The organism is Verrucomicrobiia bacterium (assembly GCA_026414565.1).
Taxonomy (GTDB): Bacteria; Verrucomicrobiota; Verrucomicrobiia; order Limisphaerales; family Fontisphaeraceae; genus Fontisphaera.
In genome coordinates, this window is record JAOAIT010000064.1 from 42,438 (window position 1) to 67,005 (window position 24,568).

The following is a 24,568-nucleotide window of genomic DNA, read 5'->3' on the forward strand; positions in this document are numbered from 1 at the left end:
GCGCGCAGGCAGCATGAAGACTTCACGCCATCCGGCCGGCAGCAAGGTTGAAAGCGCAGGCCGGGGTGCCGCCCGGGCGGGCGGCGGTGGACGCCTGGCTTTGCTGTGGCTGGCCGGCCCGCGCACCGGGGAGGAGCACCTCCTGCCCGAAGATCGCCCCACCCTTTGCGGGCGCAGCCGGGATGCCGACATTCGCATTGAGGATGACCTGGTTTCGCGGCGGCACACCAAAATCACCTGCACCGGCGGGCAATACGTGGTGGAGGATTTGGGTTCCAAAAACGGGACCTTTTTGAACGGCGAAAAAATTGGCGGCCCCACGATTTTGAAGGCTGGCGACTACCTGCGCATTGGGGAGGCCACGTTCCATGTGGTGGCGCCCTGCGTGGTGGGGGAGCAGGCGCGCTCCTGGTGGGAGCACACGCAGCGGACGATGCTCACGCAGGCGCATCCGGAGCCGCTCAAGGCGGGCGCGGCTCCCATGATCAGTGGTTCCCTGAGCGAGGTTCCCTTGATGGACTTGCTGCAGTTGCTCTCCAACAGCATGAAAACAGGGTGTGTCACCCTGCGGCAGGAGGCGCAGCGGGCCGACCTCTGGATGCGGCAGGGGCATATTTATTATGCCAGTTTGAATCAGCAGCCCTCGCCGCGTCCGGAAAAAACGCTGATGCGCATCCTGCGCTGGTCCGCGGGGACCTTCACCTTTACGCCGGGAGTGGAGGCACCAGTGCCGGCGGAAATTGTTGAGCCAACGGCCTCGGTCTTGTTGGAGGGGGCACGCCAGGCGGATGAAATGCAGGCTTTTGATGGCGTGCTGCCTCCCTTAGATGCCCGCTTGAAGCTGGCCTTTCCACTGCCGCATCCCTTGCGCGACTGCACGCCGGAAGAATTGGATGTGTTGCAACTGGTGCTGGAGCACGGGGTCTTGGAAAAGGTGCTGGATGCCCATCCGGGGTCCGATTTGGATGCCGCGCAAGTGCTGGTGCCGATGCTGCAGAAAAAATTGCTCATGGTGGACGCGGGGGGTGCGCAGGACAACCGGGCAGCGGAAGGGAAGTGAAACAAAGGAAGCAGAAATAAAAAAACCGGGCGGCACAGTCAGGGGATGACCGTCGCCGCCCGGGGAATTTCGAACCAATACACGCAGGTTTTAGGGGATACTCGACAGCGGTTGTATCAGGCCGCTGCCGAAATCTGTTCGGACAGTCAAAGAACTTTGTTCTTCAGTCAGTCCGCAAATCTGGTCGCTGCGTGCGATCCCATTTCCCCGACGCTTATCGCATCGGACGCCCGTAAGAAACCACAGGCGGGGTGAGGTGTCAAGCGGGAATTAAAAGTATTAATTTAACTAAGTTAATAAAATAGGTATATTAGTTATTTTAATATATAGCTCTGACGGCTTGAAACCTGGTTTTGGCCGCCCGGCCCCTGGTCAGGGGCGGGCGATGGTTTAGGCTTGGTCGGGATACTGGGCGATGATTTCGATTTCGACTTGTGCGCCGCGGGGCAGGGCGGCCACCTGCACGGTGGAGCGTGCCGGCGGGGCATGAGCGAAGAACTCGGCGTACACCTCGTTCATGGCGGCGAAGTCAGCGAGGTTGGTCATGAAGACGGTGCTTTTGAGCACGTGCTGAAAATCCAGGCCCTGGTCGGCCAACAGCAGGCGAATGTTTTCCAGGACGCGACGGGTTTGTTCGCGAATGCCGCCGGAGACCAACTGGCCGGTGGCGGGGTCAAGGGGAATCTGGCCGGAGCAGAACAGCAGGTTGCCGGCGCGGACGGCATGACTGTAAGGCCCCACGGGGGTGGGGGCGCTGGCGGGGCGGATGATTTGTTTCTGGCTCATGCAAGGTTATTTGCGTTCCTCGTACCAGGCCATCTGAATGTTTTCGAGGATTTTCTCATTGGAGGCGTTGGGGTCATCACCGAAGTCCTCCAGTTCGATCACCATCTTGTGGAGTTTGGGGAAGCTGAGCTTGAGGGGGTCCTGGTCAGGGAATTTATCCATGAGCGCCCAGGCGATTTCTTCGTGGTCTTTCCAGGTCAGTTTCATAAAAACACCATTGGCCGCTCAAGAAGTAGTGGCAAACGGGGCCGGTGTCAAATGCCACACTCGCAGGCGGGGGGTGGCAGGGGGCGCTGAATTTCCGCCAGGCGGTAGCCAAAGCCGGGGCCGCGCACGGAGGACCAGTCCACCCGTCCCTGGCGCCGCTGGTAGAGGCCGGGATGGACGGCGGCTTCCGGCAGGGAGGCCTCGGGATAGAACTGCATGGCGTTGGTTTCCACGCCGGCGATGGTGCCGACATGCGCGGCCAGCAGCACGTGGGGGATTTGGGCGAGCATGGGGTTGGTGAGGTCCTGGACCATGAGCTGCATCCCGTGGGTTTTAGCCCAGCAGGCGCTGAGGATGGCTCCGGTTTGGGTCTTGCAAGTTTTGAGTGCCACGCCGGTCCAGCCCAACGACTGCCCCAGACGGATGAGTTTCCAATCGTGGGCGCTCTCGTCGAGGAAGAGCGGCTTGCGGGCGGAGACGCTGTGCACCTCCCAGGGATGGGCTTCGAGGTCATAGGGGAAGGGCTGCTCGACGTACAGCAACAGATCAAACAGGGCAGGATGCACGGCCCGGAGGCGATCCAGGATTTCGTTGACGTAAGCGGGATCGGTAACGGTGCAGTTAAAATCGGCGGACAGGTGGAGCACGCCGTTTTCGCGGGCCAGTTGGCCCACGCGGAGCAGGCGTTGATAGTCCCAGTCGGCATCGTTGCCGCGCAGCTTGACTTTGAGACATTGCAAACCGTCCCGCTGAATCCAGTCGCCGAGGAGGATGGGATAGCCATCGCGGGGATCGTCTTCAGTCAATTCGGCGGGGTCCAGCTTGTCCAGGCCGCCCACCAGGTGCCACGCCAGCAAGGATTGGGGCGGTTGGGGCGTTAGAAAATCCGCCGGGTACTTGCCGCGAAAAAGAGTGGGGGACATGCCTTCCGCCGGCTCAAGGAAAGAGGCCAGGTCCCGGTTCATGTACCCGGCGGAGTAGAGTTGATAAACTGGTTGTTGGAGCAGATGCCCGAAGGCGTCATGGACGGCCAGATCAAAGGCCGAACAGGCAACCAGCGCGGCCAGCCACGGCATGGGTTCACTCTGGCCTTCGTTGTGCAGGCGGAGCAGACCGGGCAGCACGTGCAGTTGAAAATCGTGCCCCACCTCCAGGGGGTGTCCCCAGGCCTCGAAGTCGGCCCAGGCGGCGGCCAGGCGCACACAGAAGTTTTTCAGCAGGTGATGGCGCTCGGCGTAGGGCCGGGGGCTGGGCCAGACCCATTGGACACTGAGCGGGGTTTCCCCCCAGCCTGCAGCGCGGCGTCCGTAGCGGTCCATGACGTGGATTTTGACGCGCACGCAGGTCACGCTGGTGAGCGTTTCCGGGCCGAACTTGAGGGGCACACGCGTGTGCACCGGCAGCCAGTACACCGCGGCGCCCACCACGCGAATATCGGTTGCCTTGGCCATGCGGAATTTTGCGAAGGCAGGCGCCCGCCGCCTGCCGGGGCGCTGCCGGTTCAGGCTTCGCCGTTGGCGCGGCGAAAGATTTCCAGTTGATCCACCACGTTGATGTGATGGGCCTGGAGGGTTTGGACGGCGCGGTCGGGGTCGTCAAAGCGGAAGACCAGCACGCCTTTGTTCTCCTTTTTGAGGGTGAAGGCGTACATGTATTCCACGTTGATGCCGGTGCCTTCCAGGACGCCGAGCACTTCGGCCAGGCCGCCGGGTTTGTCGGGCACTTCAATGGCGACGACGTCAGTGACCTTGACGACGAAGCCGTTTTTTTCGAGCAGCTCGCGGGCTTTTTCCCAGTCCCGCAGGATCAGGCGCAGGATGCCGAAGTTTTGGGTATCGGCGATGGAGAGGGTGGTGATGTTGATGCCTTCGGCCGCCAGGACGCGCATGGGGGCGCTGAGGGCGCCGGGTTTATTCTCCAGGAAGAGAGAGAGTTGTTTAAGTTTCATAAGCCGGGGGTGGTGAATTACATTTTGCGTTGATCAATGACCCGTTTGGCCTTGCCTTCGCTGCGCTGGAGCGTGCGGGGGGTGACCAGGCGGACGCGGGCGCGGATGCCCACGGTGCTTTCGATGGCATGGGCCAGCCGTTGTTGCAGGTTTTCCAGTGCGCCGATGGTGTCGCTGAAGACGTCGGCGGTGACTTCGACCTGCACTTCCATTTCGTCCAAACCTTTTTCGCGGGTAAGGATGATCTGGTAATGGGGCAGGGTGCCCTCGACGCTGAGCAGAGCGGCCTCAATCTGGGAGGGATACACATTAACCCCGCGGATGATGAACATGTCATCACTGCGGCGGGAGATGCGCTTGATGCGGCGGAGGGTACGTCCGCAGGCGCAGGGTTCGCTGGTCAGGGCGGTAATGTCGCGGGTGCGGTAGCGGATCATGGGCATGGCCTGCTTGGCGAGGGTGGTGAGCACCAGTTCGCCCTCCTGCTCATCGCCCAACACCTCGCCGGTTTGGGGGTCAATGATTTCGGGATAAAAGTAATCCTCGAAAATATGCGGCCCGCACTGGCACTGGCATTCCATGGCCACGCCGGGGCCGACAATTTCAGACAATCCGTAGATGTCGTAGGCTTTAATGCCGCTTTCGCTCTGGATGCGTTGGCGCATGTTTTCCGTCCAGGGCTCGGCGCCGAAGATGCCGGCGCGCAGGGGCAACTCGCGCAGGTCAATGCCCATTTCAGCGGCCTGGTCAAGGATGTGGAGGAAATAACTGGGTGTGCAACAGATGACGGTAACGCCAAAATCCTTCATGACCATGAGCTGGCGCTGCGTATTGCCGCCGCTAATGGGGATGACGGTGGCGCCCAGCCGTTCCGCGCCGTAGTGCGCTCCCAGGCCGCCAGTGAACAGGCCATAGCCGTAGGCGTTTTGAATGATGTCGCCTTCATGCACGCCGCAGGCGGCAAAGCTGCGGACCATGGCCTGGGTCCAGACCTCGATGTCGGCGGCGTTGTAGGCCACCACAATGGGCTTGCCGGTGGTGCCGCTGGAGGCGTGCAGGCGCACGATTTCATGCATTGGGCTGGCAAAGAGGCCGAAGGGGTAGGTGTCACGGAGGTCCGTTTTGACCATGAAGGGCAGCCGGCTGATGTCTTCCAGGCCGCGCAGGTCCGCGGGTTTGAGTCCGCGTTCGTCCATGCGCTGGCGAAAGAGGGCCTGGCGATCGTAGGCGCGCTGAACGATGGCCTTGAGCCGCTGCCATTGCAAGGCCCGCAGTTGAGCCGGCGGCAAGAAGTCCGGGGCGCTGACCGGATGAAACGGCAGGTCATTGACGGATTTGCTCATGAGAGATGGGGAGACGCGACGGGTTGCCTAAACGAAGGAAGGGGTTTATTGCCAAAACGCGATGAGCGCCGTGGGAGGTGGAACGCCCACGGTTGGCCATGTGACACAGCGGCCTCGTCTCTCGCGTGAACACCGGCGGCGAGCCTAACGCGGGAGCGGCGTCTGGAGCAACTGCAAATTCTGGGCCGGCGGGAAGGAAAAGTTGAAGGATAATTGCCCAGGCGCCTGACTCCACCATGAGGCTCAAAGGCTCAACGCAGGGTGGCCTCGTCCACCGGGCTGATCTGGATGCCCCAGTCGCCAACGTCCAGGCGGCTGTCAAACTGGCCGCCATCGTCCTTTTCATCCCAGCCGGGGGTGTAGATGAGGAGGGAGTCTGGGGCGACGATTTTGTAAATAAAAGGCGAGCCGTCCAGGACGTTGCGCGGCTCGAAGGGCAGGTAGGCGGGGACCAGTTCTCCGAGGGTGGCCGGCCAGTGGCCACGGGCCAGGCGGTAGCGTTCGGCGGCGCAGGCGATCAGGAGGGCGTCACCCTGTGTTTGCCAGCGGGCGGTATGGAGCACGGATTTGCCCACGGCAGGCAGCAGCAAGCGGCTGAAAATATTGTAGGGGAAATAGCCGGTCTGCTTGATGGCGTGGTCGAAGTTGAGCACCAGGTCCTTGTCCACCTGCCGGGACTTGGGGTCGGCGGCGGGGATGGTGTATTCATGGTGAATTTTAACGAGGTTATACAGATTATGGTAAAAGAAGCCGCGGGGCATGGCCCGGAGAATGGAGGTGCCTGTGGGGCTGGTTTCCTCGCCCAGGACTTCTCTAATCTGGCCGCGGCAGAGCTGCTCGATGGTGAGGACGGCAAAGTTGCGCTCGCCGCGCATGCTGGTCTGGTAGGTTTCGAGGTAGGGGCGTTTGGCATAGTAGTCCACCCACCAGGTGAGCTGCTGGTCATTCCACAGATGCAGGGCAAGGCCCTCGCGGACGGCCTCCTGAAGCATGCGATCATTAGCGATGTGAACGAGCAGACAAATCAAAATGGGGTCCTGCGTGAGGGTGTCATTGAGGAAGCATCCGAGGCGCAATTCCTGGAAGGCTTTGTCGGTTTGGCCGAGGTGCAGGTCGGCCAGGGCGCGCAGTTGAATTACGAGCACCAGGCCCTTGTAATTGGCGAGGTGGGGCAACCAGAGGGCGATGCCCTGTTGATAATCCAAGGGGTAGCGGCAGAGGGGGCGCTCCTGCATGGCTTGGAGCAGTTCATTTATTTGGGGGTCGTACTGGGCCAGGGCGGTGCGCACAACCTCCGCGGGAGAGGCATTGGAGGGGGCTTGGGGGAATTTGGCGTGGCCGCGATAATAATCGCTCCAGAGCTTTAGAGGGGTGCGAAGATCGTTGCGTTTGCGGCCGGGGCCATTACCCGATTTGTCATGATCCCAATCCTCCAATGCCGCCTTGGGCCAGGTTTGGGGCGCGGGGGCAGGGGACTGGCCGTTGGTGGAAAACAGGGATGCGATGAGGGGGGTGGTGGCAAAGTTTTTTTCGTCCGGCACCGGCAGCGGTTGCAGGGCGTTCAAGTTGAAATTTTCCCCCCGGGCTTCCAGCTCAGTTTTAAGCTTCCGCCATTTACTGGTGCCGCGGATGCCTTCGAAAGCAGCGACGAGCAGGATGAGGCCTATGATGGCGGTCAGGGCAAAGGCCAGTCCCATGAGGAATCGCAGATACCAGGGGCGGCGGCTGCGGACGGAAGAAAAGGGAAGTTTAACATTCATAATTCAGGTGTTCACTTTCGCGATGGGAGCAGCCAGAGGGTTCAGCCTACGCGGTTGGTAGTCATTCGACCTTCACCACGCGGGGACGGCGGGAGTTGCGAGGGCGGAACAGGCTCAGCCTCATTTTGATTGAGCCATTCCGCCAGGATGCGCTGACGTTGCGGCAGCGTTTCGTGTTGCCGGTTTTCCCCCAGGGATAAGGCGGGAGGGGAGACCGGCGTATAAGCATGTTGAACCAGGTTTCCGGCCAAGGCAACGATCCACAAGGCAGCCACAGCGGCCCAGGCGCGTGGGCCGGGCCAGAGCAGGTATTCGAGCATCAGCCGCCAGCGACGTGAGCCGGCCTGCGGCTGGGCGGAGGCCAGGGCGGTGTCGAGGATTTCCTTTCGCCAGGCCCGGGGGAGAGGCCGCCAAGGCTGGCTGCGGAGGCGTTCTTCAAAGCAATCCTGTTGCATAAACCTGTTTCTTCAGGCGCGCAGTTCCTCATACAGAGGACGCAAGCGGGCCTGTAATTTGTCTAACCCATAGCGGTAGCGGCTGGCGGCGGTGTTGGGGGAGATACCCAGGACGGCGCCGATGGTTTCAAAGGTCATATCCTCCCAGAGTTTGAGGTGAACCACGGCCCGCTGCTCCGGCGGCAATTCGGCCAGAGCTTGGGCCAGGGAGTGACGAAAGGTGGCCTCGTCGGGGTCGGCGGTGGGGGCGAAAACTGTTTCCGGCTCGGAAGAGAGGGCTTCTGCCCGGTTTTGCCGGACGGCCTGTCGGCGAAAGAGGTCCATCGTTTGATTGTGGGCCAAGCGCAAAAGGTACCCGCGAGGCTCCCGCAAGGCGGCCAATGTTTCGGGCTGGCGTGCCAGCTTGAGAAAGACTTCCTGCAGGATGTCGTGCGCGTCGGCCTCGTTGCGGGTCAGGTTCAGCGCGTAGGCGAACACCGCTTGCGCGTGTTCATCGTACAACTTTTCCAGTGTCGCCCGGGGCGGCATTCCAAGGCAATGACGCCTCAGGGGCGGGGATTTGTCTAATGATTTTCCGCGAAAAAAAAAGGCGGCTGATAGGCATGAGTCCCCGGCCTGAGAGCCTCCGGCTGGAGGGGGAAGGGGATTTAGGATTGCGGAAAGAGGGGAGCGGGCCAGAATCATGGTGTTATGCCCGAGCAAGCCTTGATTATTGTGGATGTGCAGCACGATTTTCTGCCCGGTGGCGCGCTGCCGGTGCCGGAGGGGGATCAGGTGATTCCGGTAATCAACCAATTGCAGCCCAGGTTTGAACTGGTGGTGGCTACGCAAGACTGGCATCCGCCCGGTCACGGAAGTTTTGCCTCCTCCCACCCCGGGCGGCGGCCGGGTGAAGTGATCACCTTGCATGGCCTGCCGCAGGTGTTATGGCCGGATCATTGTGTGCAGGGAAGCTATGGGGCGGAGCTGGCGCGCGGGCTGGAAACCACCCGGATTGCGCGCATATTTCAGAAGGGCACGGATCCGGCGGTGGACAGCTACAGCGGTTTTTTTGACAATGGCCACCGGCACGACACGGGGATGGCGGATTACTTGCGGCAGCAGGGGGTGCGGGTGGTGCATGTGGCGGGGCTGGCCACCGATTACTGCGTGAAATACACGGCTTTGGACGCCGTCCGGCTGGGTTTTGAGACTCACCTGCTCCTGCCGGCCTGCCGTGGGGTGAATTTGCAGCCGGGCGATGTGGAGCGGGCGGTGGAGGAAATGCGCGCCGCGGGCGTGCGAATCCTCCACACCTGAATGGCTGCCGGGTTTCAGCCTTTGACCATGGGCCAGCCGGCGGCCACGAGGGCGCGGTAACCGCCAATCAGGGAATAGACCCGCCGGTAGCCCATTTTTTGGGCGGCTTCACAGGTCAGGGCCGAACGGTAACCACCGCCGCAGTACATGATGATTTCCGTATTGGGGTCGGGAAACCGTTTTTCAAGGTCCCGCTCGAGCACGCCTTTGCCCAGATATTGGGCACCTTCGGCATGGCCGGCGGCCCACTCGCTTTCCTCGCGGACATCCAGCAGCACCACGCGCGGGTCTTTCTGCATGAGGGCGCGGGCCTCGGCGACGGTGATTTCCTGGATGTGTTTTTTGGCTTCGTTGACCAGCCGCAAAAATCCGGGTGAATGATCCATGCCGGAAAGATGCAGGAGGGCGTGGGCAGGGTCAATTCCTTTGCGGTTTTCTTTTGACCCTCGCAGCAGAAGTGTTTATCCAAGGCGCATCATGAAATTCCAAAGTGCCTGTGGTTGGATGCTGGCCGGCGTGGTCTGGCTGTGCGGTATTCCTGCGGCCCTGGCGCAGCCTGCGCCGGCGAAGGATGAGCCGATCCGGGGGGCGCGCCTGCCCGCCATCAGTCCGGATGGCAAGCGGGTGGTGTTTGTGTATCAGGGAGATTTATGGCAGGTGGGGGCCTCGGGCGGTCGGGCCACGCTCATGACCACGCATGTGGATTACGATGGTTATCCGCGGTTTTCGCCGGATGGCCGGTGGGTGGTGTTTGCCAGCAAGCGCAACGGCAACCTGGATTTGTATCTCATGCCCGCCGACGGCGGCCCGGCGCGACAGTTGACCTGGCATTCCGGCAATGAAATCCCGGGCGGGTGGAGCCGCGATGGCAAACGGCTGTTGTTTGCGGGCAAGCGGGATTCGGCCAACAACCAGCTTTTTGCGGTGGACGTGCAAACCTTGCGCACGGAATGTTTGCTGGAGGACTTTGCCCCCCTCAATTCGCCGGATTTCAGTCCTGATGGCCGTTATGTGGTTTATGGGCGGTATGGTTTCCCCAACTGGCGGCCGCGTTACACCGGCTCGGCGGCGGCGCAAATCTGGATGCTGGACACGAAAACGGGGGAGCGGCGGGCGCTGACGCAGGATCAGCGGCAACATTTGTGGACTCAGTTTTTGCCGGATGGCAAACATGTGCTGACGGTGACGGTGGGCGAAGATACGCCCAACGCCGGGCGGTTGAACGAGCCGTTGCCGCCCTTGCAGGACAACGCCCGGCGCACGCCCAACCTGTGGGTTTTTGATTTGGAAGGCAAGGGGCGGCAGCTCACGGAGTTTGTGGGAGGCAGCGTGCGCGCCCCGAGCGTGGCCCTCAAGAGCGGGGACATCGTTTTTGAGTATGAGCATGAGCTGTATCTGCTCAAGGGCGGGCGGGGCAAACCGGTGCGGCTGGTGGTTTATGCGGGGGTGGATGACAAGGAGACCTTGACGCGCCAGGAGAAAATGACCAATGGCGTGACGGAGGCCGAGCCTTCGCCGGATGGCAAATACATTGCCTTTGGTCTGCGCGGCGACTTGTGGGTGGTGCCGGTGGAAAAGCCCAAGGGGATTGCGGGCCGCGAAGCCGAGTATGCGCAGCGGCTGACGGATTGGGCGGGGGATGACTCGGACTTCATGTGGAGCACCAACAGCAAGACGTTGTTTTTCACCTCGGATCGCGAGGGTAACACGCGCCTGTATGCATTGGAGGTGGAATCGCGGAAAGTGGAGAGCTTGTGGGCGCGGCAGGAGGATGTTTCCAATCCCATTCCTTCCCCGGATGGCCAGCATCTGGCCTTTTGGGTGGCGGGGCCGGAGGGGGGGCTGCATGTGCTTCGCCTGGCCGATCGCCAGATTCGCCGGGTGGTGCCGCTGCCAGGGCCGCACCTGCATGGGTATGGGGGCAGTCAGGTGGCCTGGTCGCCGGACAGTCAATGGCTGGCCTACGTGGCCCGCAGTGCCAGCCGTTTCCACAATATCTTTTTAGTGAAACTGGAGGGTGGCGAACCGGTAAATCTGACTCAACGCGCCACGGGGCACGGACAGCCGGCATGGTCGCCGGATGGCAAGTACCTTTTCTTCCAGAGCAGCCGGGACGGGGGCGGGGTGTATGTATTTCCGCTGCAGCCGGAAGACGTGCTGGCGAGCGAGACAGATTTGAAATTTGAAAAGCCCAAGGAGCCGGTCAAGGTGGCCATTGATTTTGAAAATGTGCCGCGGCGCATCCGCCGTTTCATCACCCAGAATCCGGCCGCCGATCTGCAGGTCACCAGCGAAGGCCAGATTGCTTTTCTGGCGGAGGGCGATGTGTGGACCGCCAGCTATGATGGCAAGGAAACCAAGCGGGTCACCAACGGGGGCGGCAAATCCCAGTTGCGGATCCTGGCGGATGGCAAGCGGGCGTTTTTCATCCAGGGGGGTGAGCTGTATCAACTGCGCCTGCCGGAGGGGCGGGTGGAGAAGGTGGCGTTCACCGCGGAAGGGGAGCGCGATGTGCGGGCCGAGCGGCAAGCGGCCTTTGCGCAGTTCTGGCGCACCTACCATCGGGCCTTTTATGACGGCCATTTTCACGGGCGGGACTGGCGGGCCATTCGCGGGCGGTACGAGCCCTTGCTGGCGGCGGTGGGCACGCCGGAGGAGTTTGCGGGCTTGTTGCAGATGATGGTGGGGGAATTGGAGGCTTCCCACAGTGAGGTGAATCCCCCGGAGACGCCCGCGCGGGTGACAACACCGCATCCGGGTTTTACGCTGGATTACCGTCATGCCGGGCCCGGCCTGAAAGTGTTGAAAGTGCCCGAGGGAGCGCCGGGATGGTTTAAGAAGACCGAAATCAAGCCGGGCGAGTATATATTGGAGATTAACGGGGAGCCGGTGGCCACGGATGAAACGTTATACCGCCTGCTCAATCGCCGGCAGGGGCGCGAATTGCAATTCCTGGTGAATGACAAGCCCGAGAAGCAAGGGGCGCGCACGGTCAAATACAAGGCGCTGACGGCCGATGAATGGAATCAGTTGCACTACAACAACCGTATTGAGCGGCTGCGCAAGGCGGTGGAGTCGCGCAGCCAGGGCCGCATAGGGTACGTGCATATTTCGGCGATGGGAGGGGATAATCAAAACCGCTTCGAGCAGGAGGTGTACGAATACATGGCCGGCAAGGAGGCGATGATCATTGATGTGCGGTTCAACCGGGGCGGCAACATATCGGACACCTTGATTGACTGGCTGGAGCGCCGCCAGCATGGATGGAGCAAACCGCGGGATTGCCCGCCGGAGCCGGCCCCGGGGCGCGCGTGGGATAAACGGGTGGTGGTGCTGATGAACGAGCATAGTTACTCCAACGGCGAAATGTTTCCCTGCGCCATGCGGCAACGGGGACTGGCCCGGCTGGTGGGGACGCCCACTCCCGGCTACGTGATCTGGACGTGGAGCTTCAACCTGGTGGATGGCACCCGGGCGCGCCTGCCCATGGGCGGGGTCTATCGTCTGGACGGCTCCAACATGGAAAACCAGGGGGAGCAGCCGGATGTCCTGGTGCCATTGAGCGCCGAGGACTGGCTGGCGGAGCGTGATCCGCAGTTGGACAAGGCCATCGAGCTGCTCAGCCAGCCGGCAAATCCTTGAGTTTGTTCGCGCAGCGCGCGCTTCATTCAAGGCTTGTGCGCCGGGCGTGGGTTGGATTAGGAAAGCAGCCGCATGACGGCATCGGCCCAGGCTGGCGCGGCCAGTGGTGTGCCACCTCTCACCTCCGGTCAGCGGATCGAGGTGGAGGTGGAGGATCTCGCCTTTGGGGGGGAAGGCGTGGCGCGCTGTCAGGATTTCGTGGTGTTCATCCCGTTCGTCATTCCCGGAGAGCGGGTGCGGGTGGAGGTGGTGGAGGTGAAAAAGAACTTCGCGCGCGCCCGTTTGCTCGAGGTGATGGCGCCTTCGCCTGCACGGGTGGCGCCTCCGTGTCCTTACTTTGGAGATTGCGGTGGCTGCCAGTATCAACACATCCAATACGCGCGGCAGTTGGAGCTGAAACACAAGCAGGTGATGGATTTGCTGGAGCGGATTGGGGGGGTGACCCGTGCGCAGGTGGAGCCGGTGGCTGCGTGTCCGCAGCCTTACGGTTATCGGAACCGGATCATGGTGCGCAGCCAGTGGAACAAACAGGCGCAACGGCTGGTGCTGGGGTATCTGGGGGCGGACAACCGGCGGGTGGTGGACGTGGAGCAGTGTCTGATCGCAGATCCACGTTTGAATGAGCAATTGCTGGAGGCCCGCCGCCATCCGCCGCCGCGAGGGGGGCTGAAAGTGGTGCTGCGGCTGGAGCCGGAAGGCTGGGAGGTGCCGCCGGACAGTTTCTTTCAAACCAATTTTCATGCCCTGCCGCTGCTGGTGGAGGCGGTGCGGCGGTGTTTGCAGGAGGGGGGCGCAGAGTATCTGGTGGATGCCTATTGCGGGGTGGGCTTTTTTGCGCTGTCGTGTGCGGACCTGGTCCAACATTTTCTGGGGGTGGAGGTGGATGTGGCGGCGGTGCGTGCCGCGCGGCGCAACGCCCGGCAACGGGACATCCGGAATGGTGAATTTTTCGCGGCGCGGACGGAGGACTTGTTGCCTGATATTCTCCTGCGTTACGCGCCGGAGCGGACGGCGGTGGTGCTGGATCCGCCGCGCACGGGGTGTCCGGCGCCCAGTTTGGAGCTCTTGCGCCGGCAGCGGGTGCGGCAGATTATCTACATCTCGTGCCATCCGGCTGCGCTGGCGCGGGATTTGAACATCCTGTGTGCCGGGGGTGTCTATGAGTTGGTGCGGGTGCGGCCGGTGGATATGTTTCCTCAAACCCAACACGTGGAATGTGTGGCCGATTTGCGCTGGCGCGGCGGGGGCGGGTGATGGTTTTTGGTTTTGCCTTTTGCTTCAACATGATTTCAACTGGGGCGGCACATGACTACTGATACCGAACAATGGGCGCCTTTGCCGGGGGCGTTTGCGCGGCGGGTTCTACCCTGGCTGGCGCTGGCAGGGGGGCTGGCGCTTTATTTGGTGACGTTGAATCCATGGGTCACGCTGGAAAGTTTGCCGCAGTGGGCGCGGGTAGCCGGGTGGGTATGGCAGCCGCCGGTGACCGAGCCGTTGACGTATGTGGTGTATTATCCGCTGCGGTGGCTGCCGCCGCACTGGCAGCCGCTGGCGTTGAACCTGGTGGCAGCGGTGTGTGCGGGCCTGACGCTGGCCCTGCTGGCGCGTTCAGTGGCCCTGTTGCCGCAGGATCGCACCAAGGATCAGCGGGTGCGCGAGGACGGGGATTTTGGCCTGCTCACCATACGGCTGAACTGGATTCCGCCGTTGCTGGCGGTGGGGGTCTGCGCATTGCAGGAGGATTTCTGGAAACATGCCATTTCCGGCACGGGCGAGATGTTCAACCTGCTGTTGTTCGCTTATGTGATCCGCTGTCTGCTGGAGTATCGGGTGAGTGAGCGGGATTCTTGGCTCATCCGCATGGCTTTTGTGTATGGCCTGGCCACCACGAACAACTGGGCCATGATCGGCTTTTTCCCGCTGGCGGTCATTGCGGTGGTGGCGTTGAAACGGATGGACCTGTTTTACAGCGGCCTGTTTCTCAAGTTGTTAGGGGCGGGGGTGGCTGGGCTGTTGTTGTATCTGTTATTTCCGTTTTTATCGCTGAAGTATGACCATGAAAATGTGAGTTTCTGGCTTGTCCTCAAGGCCAACCTGCTGGTGCAGAAACAGGGCTTGTTTTTCTATGGCTATCGGATGCCATTCCTCATTCTGGCGGTGTCCTGCGCCTTGTTGCCGCTGGTGTTGGTGAGCATCCGGTGGCCGGCGTCCTTTGGGGACGTCAATCCTGTGAGCCAGATGCTGGTGCAATTCCTTTTCCGCGTGGTGCATGTGGGCTTCTTTGTTGTGGGACTGGTGATGCTGTGGCGGCCGCCGTTTTTGGAGACGCAAATTCAGGCCGCGGGCTTGTCTTTTCTTTCCCTGCACTACCTGGGCGCTTTATGTCTGGGATACTTTGCCGGGTATCTGCTGCTGGTGTTTGGGGTGGCGCCGGCCAAGGCCTGGCGGGCGCCCGGCCCCCTGATGAAAGGGGTCAATTACGTGGTGGCGGGGGCGGTGTGTTTGTGCGTGGTGGCGGCGCCGGTGGCGTTGGTGCTCAAGAACTGGCCGCGAATTCAGGCGCTTAATTCACCGTGGCTGGCGCGGTTTGCCGAGCGGCTGCTACAGAGCATTCCCGAGGAGCAGGCGGTGTTGTTGAGTGATCATCCGGCCCATATATGGCTGGTGGCGGCATGGCAGACGCGGCAGCAGCAGCCGCTCAAACATGTGGTCTTGCACAGCCAGTCCCTGACTTCGCGGCTGTATCATGAAGCCCTGGTCCAACGGTATCCTGATTTCTGGCCGCCCCTGCCGAAGCTAAAGGATGGACGGCCCATGCCGGAGCCGCTGCCGCCGCTGTTTATTCTGCAGCGGCTGTCTGAGGCGCAAAGCAAGCGGCCGCTTTATTACCTGCATCCCAGTTTTGGTTACTACTTTGAGTTGTTCCACGCCTACCCGAGCGGGCTGGCGCTGGCCCTGAAACGGGCCGGAGCGCGGGATTACCAGTTTCCGCAGATTACCAACGCCGATTTGAACTGGAATGCGCTGTTCTGGACGCGCGTGGCGCCGGATTTGCAGCAGTTGGCGGTGCAGGCGAAAGTGCCGGTGAACGATGTGGGGTTTGTGGCGCGGTCGTTCGGGCAGGATTTGAATCAATGGGGTGTGGCCTTGCAACGGCAGGGAAGGCTGCCCGAGGCGGCAGCGGCCTTTCAACAGGTGTTGACCCTGAACAGCAATCATTTGGGGGCCCAAATCAACCTGGCGTTCAACCAACAACTGCGGGGGGTGCCGGTGGATTCCAACATGGTGGCCAGGGCGGGGCGGTTGCTGGGGCAGTTTAACAATTACGAGGTGGTGTTGAGTTTGTTCCATCCGTTTGATGATCCGGGTTACGCGGCGGTGCTGGGGCGGTTGTTCAGTCAAAATGGTCTCAACCGGCAGGCCTTACAATTTTTCTACCGGGCCTGGCCTTACCGTACCAATGATTTGGAGCTGGAATATTGGATTGCCCAGACACATTTGCAGGCGGGGCATTATGACGAGGTTCTGGCCATGGCGGAACAGGCACGTCGGCGCGGCGGGCCGGGCTGGGACAACCTGACCAACCGCATGGAGTGGGTGCGCCTGCAGGCGCTGGCCTATTATGGCCAGACCAATGCGGCCGCAGCGGAGCAGGTTCTGCAGGGGGCGCTGACGGCGGCGCCCAATCAACCGCTGCCGCTGGCGGTGGCCACGCATGTGTATCTGGCGCGGGGGTTGGTGACCAATGCGCTGGTCTTGCTCGAGCGCCATCTGCGATTGGAGCCGGACAATCCCATGGTGCTGCTCAACCAGGGGGTGGTGTTGATGCAAATGCAACGCTACACCGAGGCGCTGGCGCCATTGACGAAGGTGCTGGAAAAAGATCCCAAGCAAACTTCCGCGCGCCTGAACCGGGCCATTGCCCAGTTGCAATCCAATCAACTGGAGGGGGCGCGGCGCGATTACGAGGTGCTGCGGCAGTCCCATCCCCATTACTTCGCCGTCTATTACGGCCTGGGCGAAATTGCCTGGCGGCAGGGGCAGAAGAAGGCGGCCATCGAACATTACGAAAATTACCTGAAACATGCTCCCAAGGGGATTCAGGAGCGGCAGATGATCGAAGAGCGGTTGAGGCAGCTCAAAGGAAAGTGACGCGGTGTGCGCGTCGTCCATGTCATTACGCGCTTGATTGTGGGCGGGGCGCAGGAGAACACCCTTGCCAGCGTCCTGGGTTTGCGCGAGCGGGCGGGGGTCGAGGTGAAGTTGATTTCAGGCCCCACTTCTGGCCCGGAAGGCTCGCTGGAAGAGGAGGCGCGGCAGGCGCCCGGTTTGCTGGAAATTTTGCCCTGGCTGGTGCGGCCGGTGCATCCATGGAAGGATCTGAGGGCGTGGCAGGCCCTTACCCGCCGATTTCGCCAGCTACAGCCCGATTTGGTGCATACCCACAGCGGCAAGGCCGGCGTGCTGGGGCGGCTGGCCGCCCGGAGAGCCGGGGTGCCGCTCATCGTGCACACCCTCCATGGGCCTTCCTTTGGCCCGTTTCAAGGGGGGGCGGCCAATTTGATTTTCCGTCAGGCGGAGCGCGTGGCAGGGCGATGCACCACGCACTTCGTTGCCGTGGCGGACAGTTTGATCCGGCAATATTTGGCTGCGGGCATTGGCCGGCCGGAACAATACACCCGCATATATAGCGGGTTTGATCTGCGGCCCTATTTGGCAGCTCGCAACGATTGGGAATGGCGCCGCCGGTGGGGTATCCAGCCGGATGAGGTGGTGGTGGGTAAAATCGCCCGGCTTTTCAAGCACAAGGGGCATGAGGATTTGATTCGGGCCGCGCCCAGGCTGGTGCGTCAGTGGCCGCGCATGAAATTTGTGCTGGTGGGAGATGGTGCCTGGCGGGGCCGCTGGCAGGCCGAGGTGGCGCGTTTGGGGTTGCAGCAGCATTTCCTCTTTGCCGGGCTGGTGCCGCCGGCGGAGGTGCCGCGGTGGGTGGGGATCATGGACATCGTGGTGCATCTCTCCCGCCGGGAGGGGTTGCCGCGCGCCCTGCCGCAGGCGTTGGCGGCGGGCCGGCCGGTGGTGGCGTACGACTGTGACGGGGCTGCGGAAGTTTGCCGGGAGGGGGAGACTGGTTTTTTGCTGCCGGTCGGGGCTGATATTGCGCCGGCCGTGCTGGCTTTGGCGCGCGATCCGGCTATGCGGCGGCGATTGGGGGAGGCCGGGCGGGAATGGGTGCGGCGGGAATTTGATGTGCATCTGATGGTGGAACGCATTTGGGAGTTGTATCAGCGGTTGCACTCTGCCCGGCAACCGGCATAATTTCGGCTCATGTCATCCTTGCCGGCCTATGTTTATGCCGCCGCTTTTCTGGGGGCCTTCCTGGGGGCGGGGTTGAGTCTGCCGTGGTGGCGGCGCTGGTGCCGGCAGGCCGGAGTGGTGGATGAACCCGGGGAGCGCAAAATCCATGTGCAGGCGGTGCCGCTGGCCGGGGGGCTGGCCGTGTTCACCGGGCTGTTGGTGCCGATTTTAGGCGGTGTGGCGGCTGCCTGGGCAGGTCTGTTGCCGGAGCCGGTGGCGGAGAAAGTGCGTTATGGGTTTGGCCAGCGTTGGATTCCGCTGCTAATCATCGTGGGGGGAGCCCTGGCCATGGGCGGGCTGGGCTGGCTGGACGATGTGTATGAGCTGCGCCCGGGGCAGAAGTTCGCCGGGCAGTGTGTACTCGCGGTGCTGGCCGCCTGTCTGGGGGAGCGAATCACCTTGTTTATTCCCTATGGGCTGGTGCAGGTGTTGTTGACGACGTTGTGGCTGGTGGCCGTGACCAACGCCTTTAATCTGAGCGACAACATGAATGGATTATGCGCGGGGCTGGCGGCACTGGCCGCGGTATTCTTTGCTCTGCAAGGTTTGTGGCACGGCTATTATCTGGTGGCCTTGTTGGCGCTTTCGGTGGCTGGAGCGACGCTGGGTTTTCTGCCGTTCAACTATCCCAGAGCAACGGTTTTTTTGGGCGACAGCGGCAGTCATGCGCTGGGCTTTTTGATGGCCAGTCTGGCCATTGTGCCCCATTACTATTCTCCGGAGCATTCCCACCGGCTGGCGGTGTTGTCACCGCTGCTGGTGCTGGCTGTACCGCTGGTGGACATGGCGTTTGTAGTGGTCACGCGGATGGCGCGGGGGCAGCCTTTCTACCGGGGGGACAACCGGCATTTATCCCATCGTCTGGCGGAAAAGACCGGCAGCCCGGCGCTGGCGGTGGCGATTTTATGGGGGGCGGGACTGCTGGGGGGCCTGGCCGCGTTAAGTCTGTGGTGAGGGCCGGCCGGGTCAGCCGGTGTGCGGCTTCTGCAGTTTTTCCAAGGCGGCGCGGGCGGCGCTGCTTTCCGCGGCCTTCTTGCTTTTGCCGGTGCCGCGGCCCAGTTCCTGGCCGGCGTGGAAAACGGCGCACTCAAACACCCGGTCATGATCGGGGCCGGTGACGGAGCGCAGCTCATAACGCGGCGGCTCGTTGGAGTGCACTTGCAGGAGCTCCTGCAATTCGCCCTTGGGATTTTCAATCAAGGGCGCGGTGCTTTGTTGGGCCAGCCGCGCCGCAAAATGATGCAACACCACGCGGCGCGCGGATTCAAATCCGCCGTCGAGAAACACCGCCCCGATGAGGGCCTCGAAAGCGTCTGCCAGGGTGGAGCCGCGCTCGCGGCCGCCGCTTTTCTCCTCGCCGCGGCTCAACACCAGATGTTTGCCCACGGCCAGTCGCCGGCTGATTTCCGCCAGGGAGCGCCGATTGACCAACTGGGCGCGGGCCTTGGTCAGCCCGCCCTCGCCCATGTCGGGGAAGCGGGCAAAAAGCTCGGAAGTCAACACGAGCTCCAGCACGCTGTCCCCCAGAAATTCCAGGCGCTGGTTGTGCTCGAGGGGGCGCTGGTTTTCATGGGCAACTGACGGATGCGTCAGAGCGGTCTGCAACAAGTAGGGATTGCGGAAATGATATCCCAGGCGCTGCTCCAGTTCTGTCAGGGGCGAAGACATGCGGCCATCAAGGGGACGGCGGAGCGGGTGACGCCGGGGCGGCCTTCATTGTGCTCGGAGTGGGGGAATCAGGGACGGACGCCGCCGGACCGCTCGCCTGCTCGGCGCTGTGGCCGGGGGAGGGGGACGTATTTTCAGCCGTCGGGGCGGAGGGCAGACCGTGCTCCAGTAGATGGAAAACCTCACGCTGCACCTGTTCCAACTGGGTTAATTGCAGACAGGGGTCCAAAATGGTGAACGTATCCCCCGACTGGGTGTGTTCGTAAATGAACCAGCGCTGGCCGTCGCGCTGGTAGGTTTCCTTCACCTTTAAGAGGCGCTTGCGCTCCAACATGGCGGAGAGGATGTACGCCGCTGCGGTATATTGCGGCTGATTCAGTGCCGCCAGTTTGCGCAGGAGAGTCTCGGCGGTTTCCTTTTGGATTGGCTCCGGGGGGGCGGCGGGCGGGGCTTCATAAACACCCAGCCAATGGGAGACAAAACCTTTGCGGTCCTTGGCGCCCTGACTGTACTGGGTTTCCCAGCAATTGGCACAAACATCCAGGCGCACGAATTCCCGTTTTTCGTCAAACAGGAGCGTGTGATAGCTTTCTTGATCCGCAAAGGGCCGTGCGCAGGACTGACAGACCCGCGAGCGCGATTGTATGTTCCACTCGTTCATCCCACAGTACTTGCGGGGCAAATTATCCGCAGGAGAAGGATAAAGCGCAACAAAGAGTTTTAATGGCGATGAGGGTCAGGACGGGGCTGGGAGCGGCTCATCTGCCGCCACCACCGCCACCAGCGCCAGGCGTCACGCACCGGGTGAAACTTGCTGGTTTCGTTGCCGTAAATGGTGCGGACGGGCACGGAGAGGATGCGAAAACCGGCTGCCCCAAACTTGAGCAGCATTTCCGCCTCGATTTCATAACCCGTGGCCTGCAAACCGGCCGCCTGCCAGGCCGCCACCCGGACCAGGCGAAAGCCGCACTGGGCATCGGGAATGTCCGTGCCCACATGCCGCGAGACCTGCCGGCTGACCCATCGGTTGGCCCAGCGGCGAAGCCACGGCATGGCAGCGCAATCGCTCATGCGGTTGCCCACAATGAGATCGGCCTTACCGGCAGCCTGCAGAAAGGTGGGGATGTCCGCCGGATCATGCTGGCCGTCGCCATCCATGAGCAAAGCCCAGGCAAATCCTTGGGCGTCGGCCCAGGTCACTCCATCGCGCAAGGCGGCGCCTTTGCCTTGCCGGTGTTCGTGGCGCAATATATTGGCGCCGGCGGAACGGGCTGCGGCCGCGGTGTTGTCGGTGGAGCCGTCATCCACCACCAGCACGGCGGGGAGGCGGGAGAGAATGCCTTGAACGACACTGGCAATGGTGCGTTCCTCGTTCAAACACGGCACCACCGCCACGGCACCTGCACCGGGGTTTGCCATGGGGGCAGGGTGGGTGGGCTAATCCACCTTTTCGGGTTTGATGTCCAGGTGGACGACCTTGCCATCCTCGGCGGCTACAAAAATCTGACCGATGTCGGCCTCCTTGTTGGGCTGACGAATCTTCTGCGCCCACAACCGAATTTTCCAGACGGGCGCGCCTTCATACTCCTCCAACTTCATTTGGGAGGCGGTGATTTTGAGGTTTTCGAGGATTTTTTCCTTCAGCGCGATTTTCAGCGCCTTGTCGGAATCAGTCTTCAACTGCTTGGGATTGAGCTGATTATCCTTGTCAGCCGCCGCTTCAATGAGGCGGAAGGGGCGTTTCACCGAGGCTACTTTGTCCCCCACAAACTTGACCTCCACCGATTTCATGGTGGCAAACTGGTCATAATACACCACATACCAGACATTGGGGGTGACGCTGCCCACGGATTTTTCGGAGCGGATCTGGACGATTTTATCCTTGGCGTGTTCGCCGATGTGTTTGTTGCCCTCTTTGGCCAGCTCGAAGGCGGTTTTGTCCGCCGCGGCGAGAGGGCCTGCCCCCAGACCGGCAAGAAGCAGCATCATCACCATGACCCCACCTAACAAGGATGTCTTCATGCTTCAACTATACCCAGTAAAGGAGACGTTGGCAAAAGGGATTCTCTCCTCAGATGGGGTTAGAGGTGGTTTGAGCGGGCGGCGGGAAGGCTTTGGGAGTCCCCCCCAGCATTCTTACTTCCATCGGGGAAGCAGGAAGAGGGATGACGGGAGGCAGGAGATGCGGCAGCGGCCCATCCATTGCCCAACCGCCTTCCTCCAAGACCCTTATGGAGAAGGGAAAATGCAAAATGCAGAGGGGGAAATGCAAAGTGCAAAGTGCAAAATGCAAAGTGCAAAACCGGCGGGGACGAAGGCGAGGGTGCAAAACGGTGGGCATCAGTTCTATTGTTAATCCCTTCCGGATTGATATGGCTTCGGCGTCCCCGCCGAAGCCTGTTTGATGACGTGAACACTTAGGAGACCTGCCGCGGGGGGGCACCCAGAGCGAGCTGGTCTATTGGGCTGGACGGTCGCCAATATTCCCGTGATGGGGTTGAAACCTGAGCAGCTCTGGGAATACGACCCTTACACCCCCAGCCACTACCTCGACCGGCACCGTGACCTCCCGCCCGAAGTCACGGCGGTTGCCGACCAGGCAGCGGCAGCCACTGCGGCTCAAGGATCATCCTCCTCGTCAGCCCGGTGACCGGCACGGCCTGCCAGTAGGTCCAGGCGGCGCAGATGAACAACTCTCTTGAGCAGGGCGTCAAGAAGGTCGCCCACGATCCCGCGCCCCAAACCGCGCCTTGTCACCTCCGCAACAAGCGCTTGCTGGCGTTGACGGTTCATCGCCTAGCCCAGTGGCGTCCCGCATTGCTGCACCCTTGGCCACGACCACGGAAACAGCCTGGATCATGGCCTTGAAGGCCACCTTCCGCGGGGCGGAAGCGCCGCTGATCTAGTTCTCACCGCGTCTGAGGAATACCAGCGAGTTCTGAGTCAGGGATGTGATCCGTCGCCTTTCCTTGGCTTCAGCTCAGGCTTGGTTTTGCTGTCATGATTCCCATTGGACTTGCCAGCAGACCCGTTGTCTCTTGATGTCTCTTTGAACAACCAGTCGGGAAATGAACAGCGCAATGGCCGAGGATTGGACAACACCCTGCGTGGGCCGCTCTTCTCGACGACAAAAACCTCAGCACGAACCTCCAACTCACTATCTCCCGGCTTGAAGCACTCCTTGAAATTCCCATCTTTTGGGCTGTCTGGCCCCCAACGATAGAATAGCATTAATGGATACTCTACGCTCTTGACCTGCCCAGCCTTCAAGAAGACACGCTCTCCAGGGCCGGGCGGTTTACGCAGGCTCGTCAACACGAATCCCTCTTCTCTACCCGTCTTGACATCCTTCACCTGCAATGCGAGATACGGCGGGAATGGAGCGATGCCTTCTGGGTCGGCAACTACGAATGGAGAGGGAAGCCGGAACATGCCGCTACGCGGCCCTGTGTTGCTGAAAGTCACACAAACCCGGTCGGGGCTAAGCTGGCCCCCGCCTTGAATGAAGACGACTTGCACCCCAATCTCTGAAAGGTCCAAGTCGCGCTGGATGTCCTCAGCAGCAAAGCTGGAGTTCAGCGCCAGCAGGAACGAGAGCACGAGCTGTCGCTTCATGGCCAGTTCTCCCCACAATAGCATCGGCACTTCGCCAGCCATGTCTGGAGCATCTTCGGATATTTCCCTGTTACGAAGGATTCGGCCTTGACGTAGCGATTCAAGCCCATGTCGGCTTCTCTGCTCGCAGGCTCGCTCGGACCATGCTCTCCCCAGTTGTTGTAGCCACCCCAGCTTGCTGGCTTCAAATTCGCACTTGGCGAGTCAGGGTTCCCTTCAATAGGTCCAGGATCACCCCAATATGGCGAATTCAGTCCAATCGCATGAGCGTAGTAATCTTGCCAAGAGTGCGATACCCGCCCGAGCCTCTGAAGTGCCTCGGAGCATTTCGCTCGGTCGGGCTTCCCTTCAAGGAGCTTCGGGTATTCGGCCACCACGCTTTGGACGTGGCTCACATAGGCATCACGCGCTACGTCGGAGAATTCCGCGATGCCTCGATTGTAGTGCTGCTTCAGATCGGACGCATACGGCTCCTTCGTGTCTGTGACCACGTTCGCGTCCGCGATGACGGAGAGCAGTTTCTTTCCCATGCATGGACTTGTGTCCCCAAGCCCATTCCACGCAGAAGAAAACGATGACGAAGTGAGCTTGCGGTGGTCGCCGCCCAGCCACAAACCTAGGTAATCCCAATAATCAATCCCCTCGTTTCCACAGAAAGAATACAAGTTCTCAGCCCTTGCAGTCCGGCGTTGAAGTCCCTCGATGGGGTCACGCGATGGCCACCTACCAGTGGTGGGATTGTAGTAGCGGTGGCCGTAGTAGAGGAGGCCGGTTTCCCAGTCGTGGTATTTGGTGGAGAAGAGGTAGTTGAAGGTCTGGGAGAGGGGGCCGGTGGCGCGGAGGAGTTCGCCAAAGGGGCCGTACTCGTATTGCGCCACCAATAAGCCATCCGCCCCCCGCAAATACCCCATCACGTTCCCATTCCCATCATAAAAAGGAAAATACACCCCTGCATTCGGGCCATGATGAATCACCGTCGCCAGCAACACGCCCACGTCGCAAGCGTCGTTCAGAGGAGAGGAATCCTGGGGGATGGTATTTGGCTCCTCCCTGGGTTCATACATGCCTATGGTTCCCCACGCTTGCATGGTTTTCGGCTGACCCGAAGCCAATATCCATCAAAACCTCTCTTCGTTCAAGGCCATTTAGGGGGAGAGGGAAATGCAAAATGCAAAGTGCAAAGTGCAAAATGCAAAACCGGAGAATTGTCGCAGGCGAAGGTGCAAAATGGTGGGCATCAGTTCTAATCGTTAATCCCTGCCGGATTGATTTGGCTTCGGCCCCCGCCGAAGCCTCCCTCCCCGCTGCGGCCTGAGCGCGGCTAGATTCCTTCACACCATTGGGCGGGACAGCCGGCATTACGTTACCTGCTGATTGGGGGTTGTCCGCCCTTGCCAAAGATGTAGCCCATCAGATGCAGAAAGTTT

The 24,568-nt window shown here is 61.2% G+C and carries 23 protein-coding genes; 8 read left to right on the forward strand and 15 right to left on the reverse strand.

Annotation, left to right across the window (positions count from 1 at the left end):
- Positions 1 to 13 precede the first annotated feature (13 nt).
- Positions 14 to 1,060 (forward strand): DUF4388 domain-containing protein, encoded by a 1,047-nt coding sequence (locus tag N3J91_15705; protein MCX8157859.1) that lies wholly within the window; start codon positions 14 to 16, stop codon positions 1,058 to 1,060.
- A 390-nt stretch (positions 1,061 to 1,450) separates the two neighbouring features.
- Here the strand turns inward: N3J91_15705 and N3J91_15710 are convergent, their stop codons facing one another.
- The 8 genes from N3J91_15710 to N3J91_15745 all read right to left on the reverse strand — a co-directional run bounded on the left by N3J91_15710 (position 1,451) and on the right by N3J91_15745 (position 8,087).
- On the reverse strand, positions 1,451 to 1,846 hold the full coding sequence (locus N3J91_15710; GenBank protein ID MCX8157860.1) for a RidA family protein: 396 nt from the start codon (positions 1,844 to 1,846) through the stop codon (positions 1,451 to 1,453).
- A gap of 6 nt (positions 1,847 to 1,852) precedes the next feature.
- Positions 1,853 to 2,053: a Fe-S cluster assembly protein IscX gene (gene iscX / locus N3J91_15715; GenBank protein MCX8157861.1), complete on the reverse strand. Its 201-nt coding sequence runs from the start codon at positions 2,051 to 2,053 to the stop codon at positions 1,853 to 1,855.
- A 47-nt stretch (positions 2,054 to 2,100) separates the two neighbouring features.
- Positions 2,101 to 3,504: a hypothetical protein gene (locus N3J91_15720; protein ID MCX8157862.1), complete on the reverse strand. Its 1,404-nt coding sequence runs from the start codon at positions 3,502 to 3,504 to the stop codon at positions 2,101 to 2,103.
- Between the two features lie 50 nt (positions 3,505 to 3,554).
- A complete protein-coding gene (locus tag N3J91_15725; protein ID MCX8157863.1) occupies positions 3,555 to 4,001 on the reverse strand; it encodes an ACT domain-containing protein in 447 nt (148 codons plus the stop codon).
- 17 nt (positions 4,002 to 4,018) lie between these two features.
- Complete coding sequence (locus N3J91_15730; GenBank protein ID MCX8157864.1) at positions 4,019 to 5,344, reverse strand: phenylacetate--CoA ligase; 1,326 nt, start codon at positions 5,342 to 5,344, stop codon at positions 4,019 to 4,021.
- Between the two features lie 251 nt (positions 5,345 to 5,595).
- The gene (locus tag N3J91_15735) at positions 5,596 to 7,104 is read right to left on the reverse strand and encodes a hypothetical protein (GenBank protein ID MCX8157865.1); all 1,509 of its coding nucleotides are present in this window, start codon (positions 7,102 to 7,104) and stop codon (positions 5,596 to 5,598) included.
- Between the two features lie 41 nt (positions 7,105 to 7,145).
- The gene (locus N3J91_15740; GenBank protein ID MCX8157866.1) at positions 7,146 to 7,559 is read right to left on the reverse strand and encodes a hypothetical protein; all 414 of its coding nucleotides are present in this window, start codon (positions 7,557 to 7,559) and stop codon (positions 7,146 to 7,148) included.
- A 12-nt stretch (positions 7,560 to 7,571) separates the two neighbouring features.
- Positions 7,572 to 8,087, reverse strand: a complete 516-nt coding sequence (locus tag N3J91_15745; protein MCX8157867.1) for a sigma-70 family RNA polymerase sigma factor — start codon at positions 8,085 to 8,087, stop codon at positions 7,572 to 7,574.
- Positions 8,088 to 8,249: 162 nt separating this feature from the next.
- Here N3J91_15745 and pncA point away from each other — a divergent pair, with 162 nt between their 5' ends.
- Positions 8,250 to 8,858, forward strand: coding sequence for a bifunctional nicotinamidase/pyrazinamidase (gene pncA, locus N3J91_15750; protein MCX8157868.1), 609 nt, complete (start codon positions 8,250 to 8,252; stop codon positions 8,856 to 8,858).
- Between the two features lie 14 nt (positions 8,859 to 8,872).
- Here pncA and N3J91_15755 read toward each other — a convergent pair whose 3' ends face one another.
- A complete protein-coding gene (locus tag N3J91_15755; GenBank protein MCX8157869.1) occupies positions 8,873 to 9,244 on the reverse strand; it encodes a rhodanese-like domain-containing protein in 372 nt (123 codons plus the stop codon).
- Between the two features lie 91 nt (positions 9,245 to 9,335).
- Here N3J91_15755 and N3J91_15760 point away from each other — a divergent pair, with 91 nt between their 5' ends.
- From N3J91_15760 to N3J91_15780, 5 genes are all read left to right on the forward strand, one after another.
- Entirely contained in the window at positions 9,336 to 12,500 is a 3,165-nt protein-coding gene (locus N3J91_15760; protein MCX8157870.1) for a S41 family peptidase, read from the forward strand.
- A 72-nt stretch (positions 12,501 to 12,572) separates the two neighbouring features.
- Complete coding sequence (locus tag N3J91_15765; GenBank protein MCX8157871.1) at positions 12,573 to 13,754, forward strand: class I SAM-dependent RNA methyltransferase; 1,182 nt, start codon at positions 12,573 to 12,575, stop codon at positions 13,752 to 13,754.
- Between the two features lie 51 nt (positions 13,755 to 13,805).
- Positions 13,806 to 16,652 (forward strand): tetratricopeptide repeat protein, encoded by a 2,847-nt coding sequence (locus N3J91_15770; protein ID MCX8157872.1) that lies wholly within the window; start codon positions 13,806 to 13,808, stop codon positions 16,650 to 16,652.
- Positions 16,653 to 16,658: 6 nt separating this feature from the next.
- Positions 16,659 to 17,819, forward strand: coding sequence for a glycosyltransferase family 4 protein (locus N3J91_15775; GenBank protein MCX8157873.1), 1,161 nt, complete (start codon positions 16,659 to 16,661; stop codon positions 17,817 to 17,819).
- Positions 17,820 to 17,828: 9 nt separating this feature from the next.
- Positions 17,829 to 18,812: an undecaprenyl/decaprenyl-phosphate alpha-N-acetylglucosaminyl 1-phosphate transferase gene (locus N3J91_15780; GenBank protein MCX8157874.1), complete on the forward strand. Its 984-nt coding sequence runs from the start codon at positions 17,829 to 17,831 to the stop codon at positions 18,810 to 18,812.
- A gap of 12 nt (positions 18,813 to 18,824) precedes the next feature.
- On the opposite strand, the gene rnc is transcribed toward N3J91_15780, so the two are convergent.
- The 4 genes from rnc to N3J91_15800 are packed head-to-tail and all read right to left on the reverse strand — an operon-like array spanning position 18,825 to position 21,548.
- Positions 18,825 to 19,526, reverse strand: coding sequence for a ribonuclease III (gene rnc, locus N3J91_15785; GenBank protein MCX8157875.1), 702 nt, complete (start codon positions 19,524 to 19,526; stop codon positions 18,825 to 18,827).
- Positions 19,527 to 19,533: 7 nt separating this feature from the next.
- Positions 19,534 to 20,187: a hypothetical protein gene (locus N3J91_15790; protein MCX8157876.1), complete on the reverse strand. Its 654-nt coding sequence runs from the start codon at positions 20,185 to 20,187 to the stop codon at positions 19,534 to 19,536.
- A 59-nt stretch (positions 20,188 to 20,246) separates the two neighbouring features.
- Complete coding sequence (locus tag N3J91_15795; GenBank protein ID MCX8157877.1) at positions 20,247 to 20,945, reverse strand: glycosyltransferase family 2 protein; 699 nt, start codon at positions 20,943 to 20,945, stop codon at positions 20,247 to 20,249.
- Positions 20,946 to 20,963: 18 nt separating this feature from the next.
- Complete coding sequence (locus tag N3J91_15800; protein ID MCX8157878.1) at positions 20,964 to 21,548, reverse strand: hypothetical protein; 585 nt, start codon at positions 21,546 to 21,548, stop codon at positions 20,964 to 20,966.
- Positions 21,549 to 22,017: 469 nt separating this feature from the next.
- Between N3J91_15800 and N3J91_15805 the strand changes: the two genes are divergently transcribed.
- Complete coding sequence (locus tag N3J91_15805) at positions 22,018 to 22,176, forward strand: hypothetical protein (GenBank protein MCX8157879.1); 159 nt, start codon at positions 22,018 to 22,020, stop codon at positions 22,174 to 22,176.
- 293 nt (positions 22,177 to 22,469) lie between these two features.
- Here the strand turns inward: N3J91_15805 and N3J91_15810 are convergent, their stop codons facing one another.
- Positions 22,470 to 23,183 (reverse strand): hypothetical protein, encoded by a 714-nt coding sequence (locus N3J91_15810; protein ID MCX8157880.1) that lies wholly within the window; start codon positions 23,181 to 23,183, stop codon positions 22,470 to 22,472.
- Positions 23,138 to 24,229 (reverse strand): RHS repeat-associated core domain-containing protein, encoded by a 1,092-nt coding sequence (locus N3J91_15815; GenBank protein MCX8157881.1) that lies wholly within the window; start codon positions 24,227 to 24,229, stop codon positions 23,138 to 23,140. Before N3J91_15815 ends, N3J91_15810 begins: the two co-directional genes overlap by 46 nt.
- Positions 24,230 to 24,568: the final 339 nt, after the last annotated feature.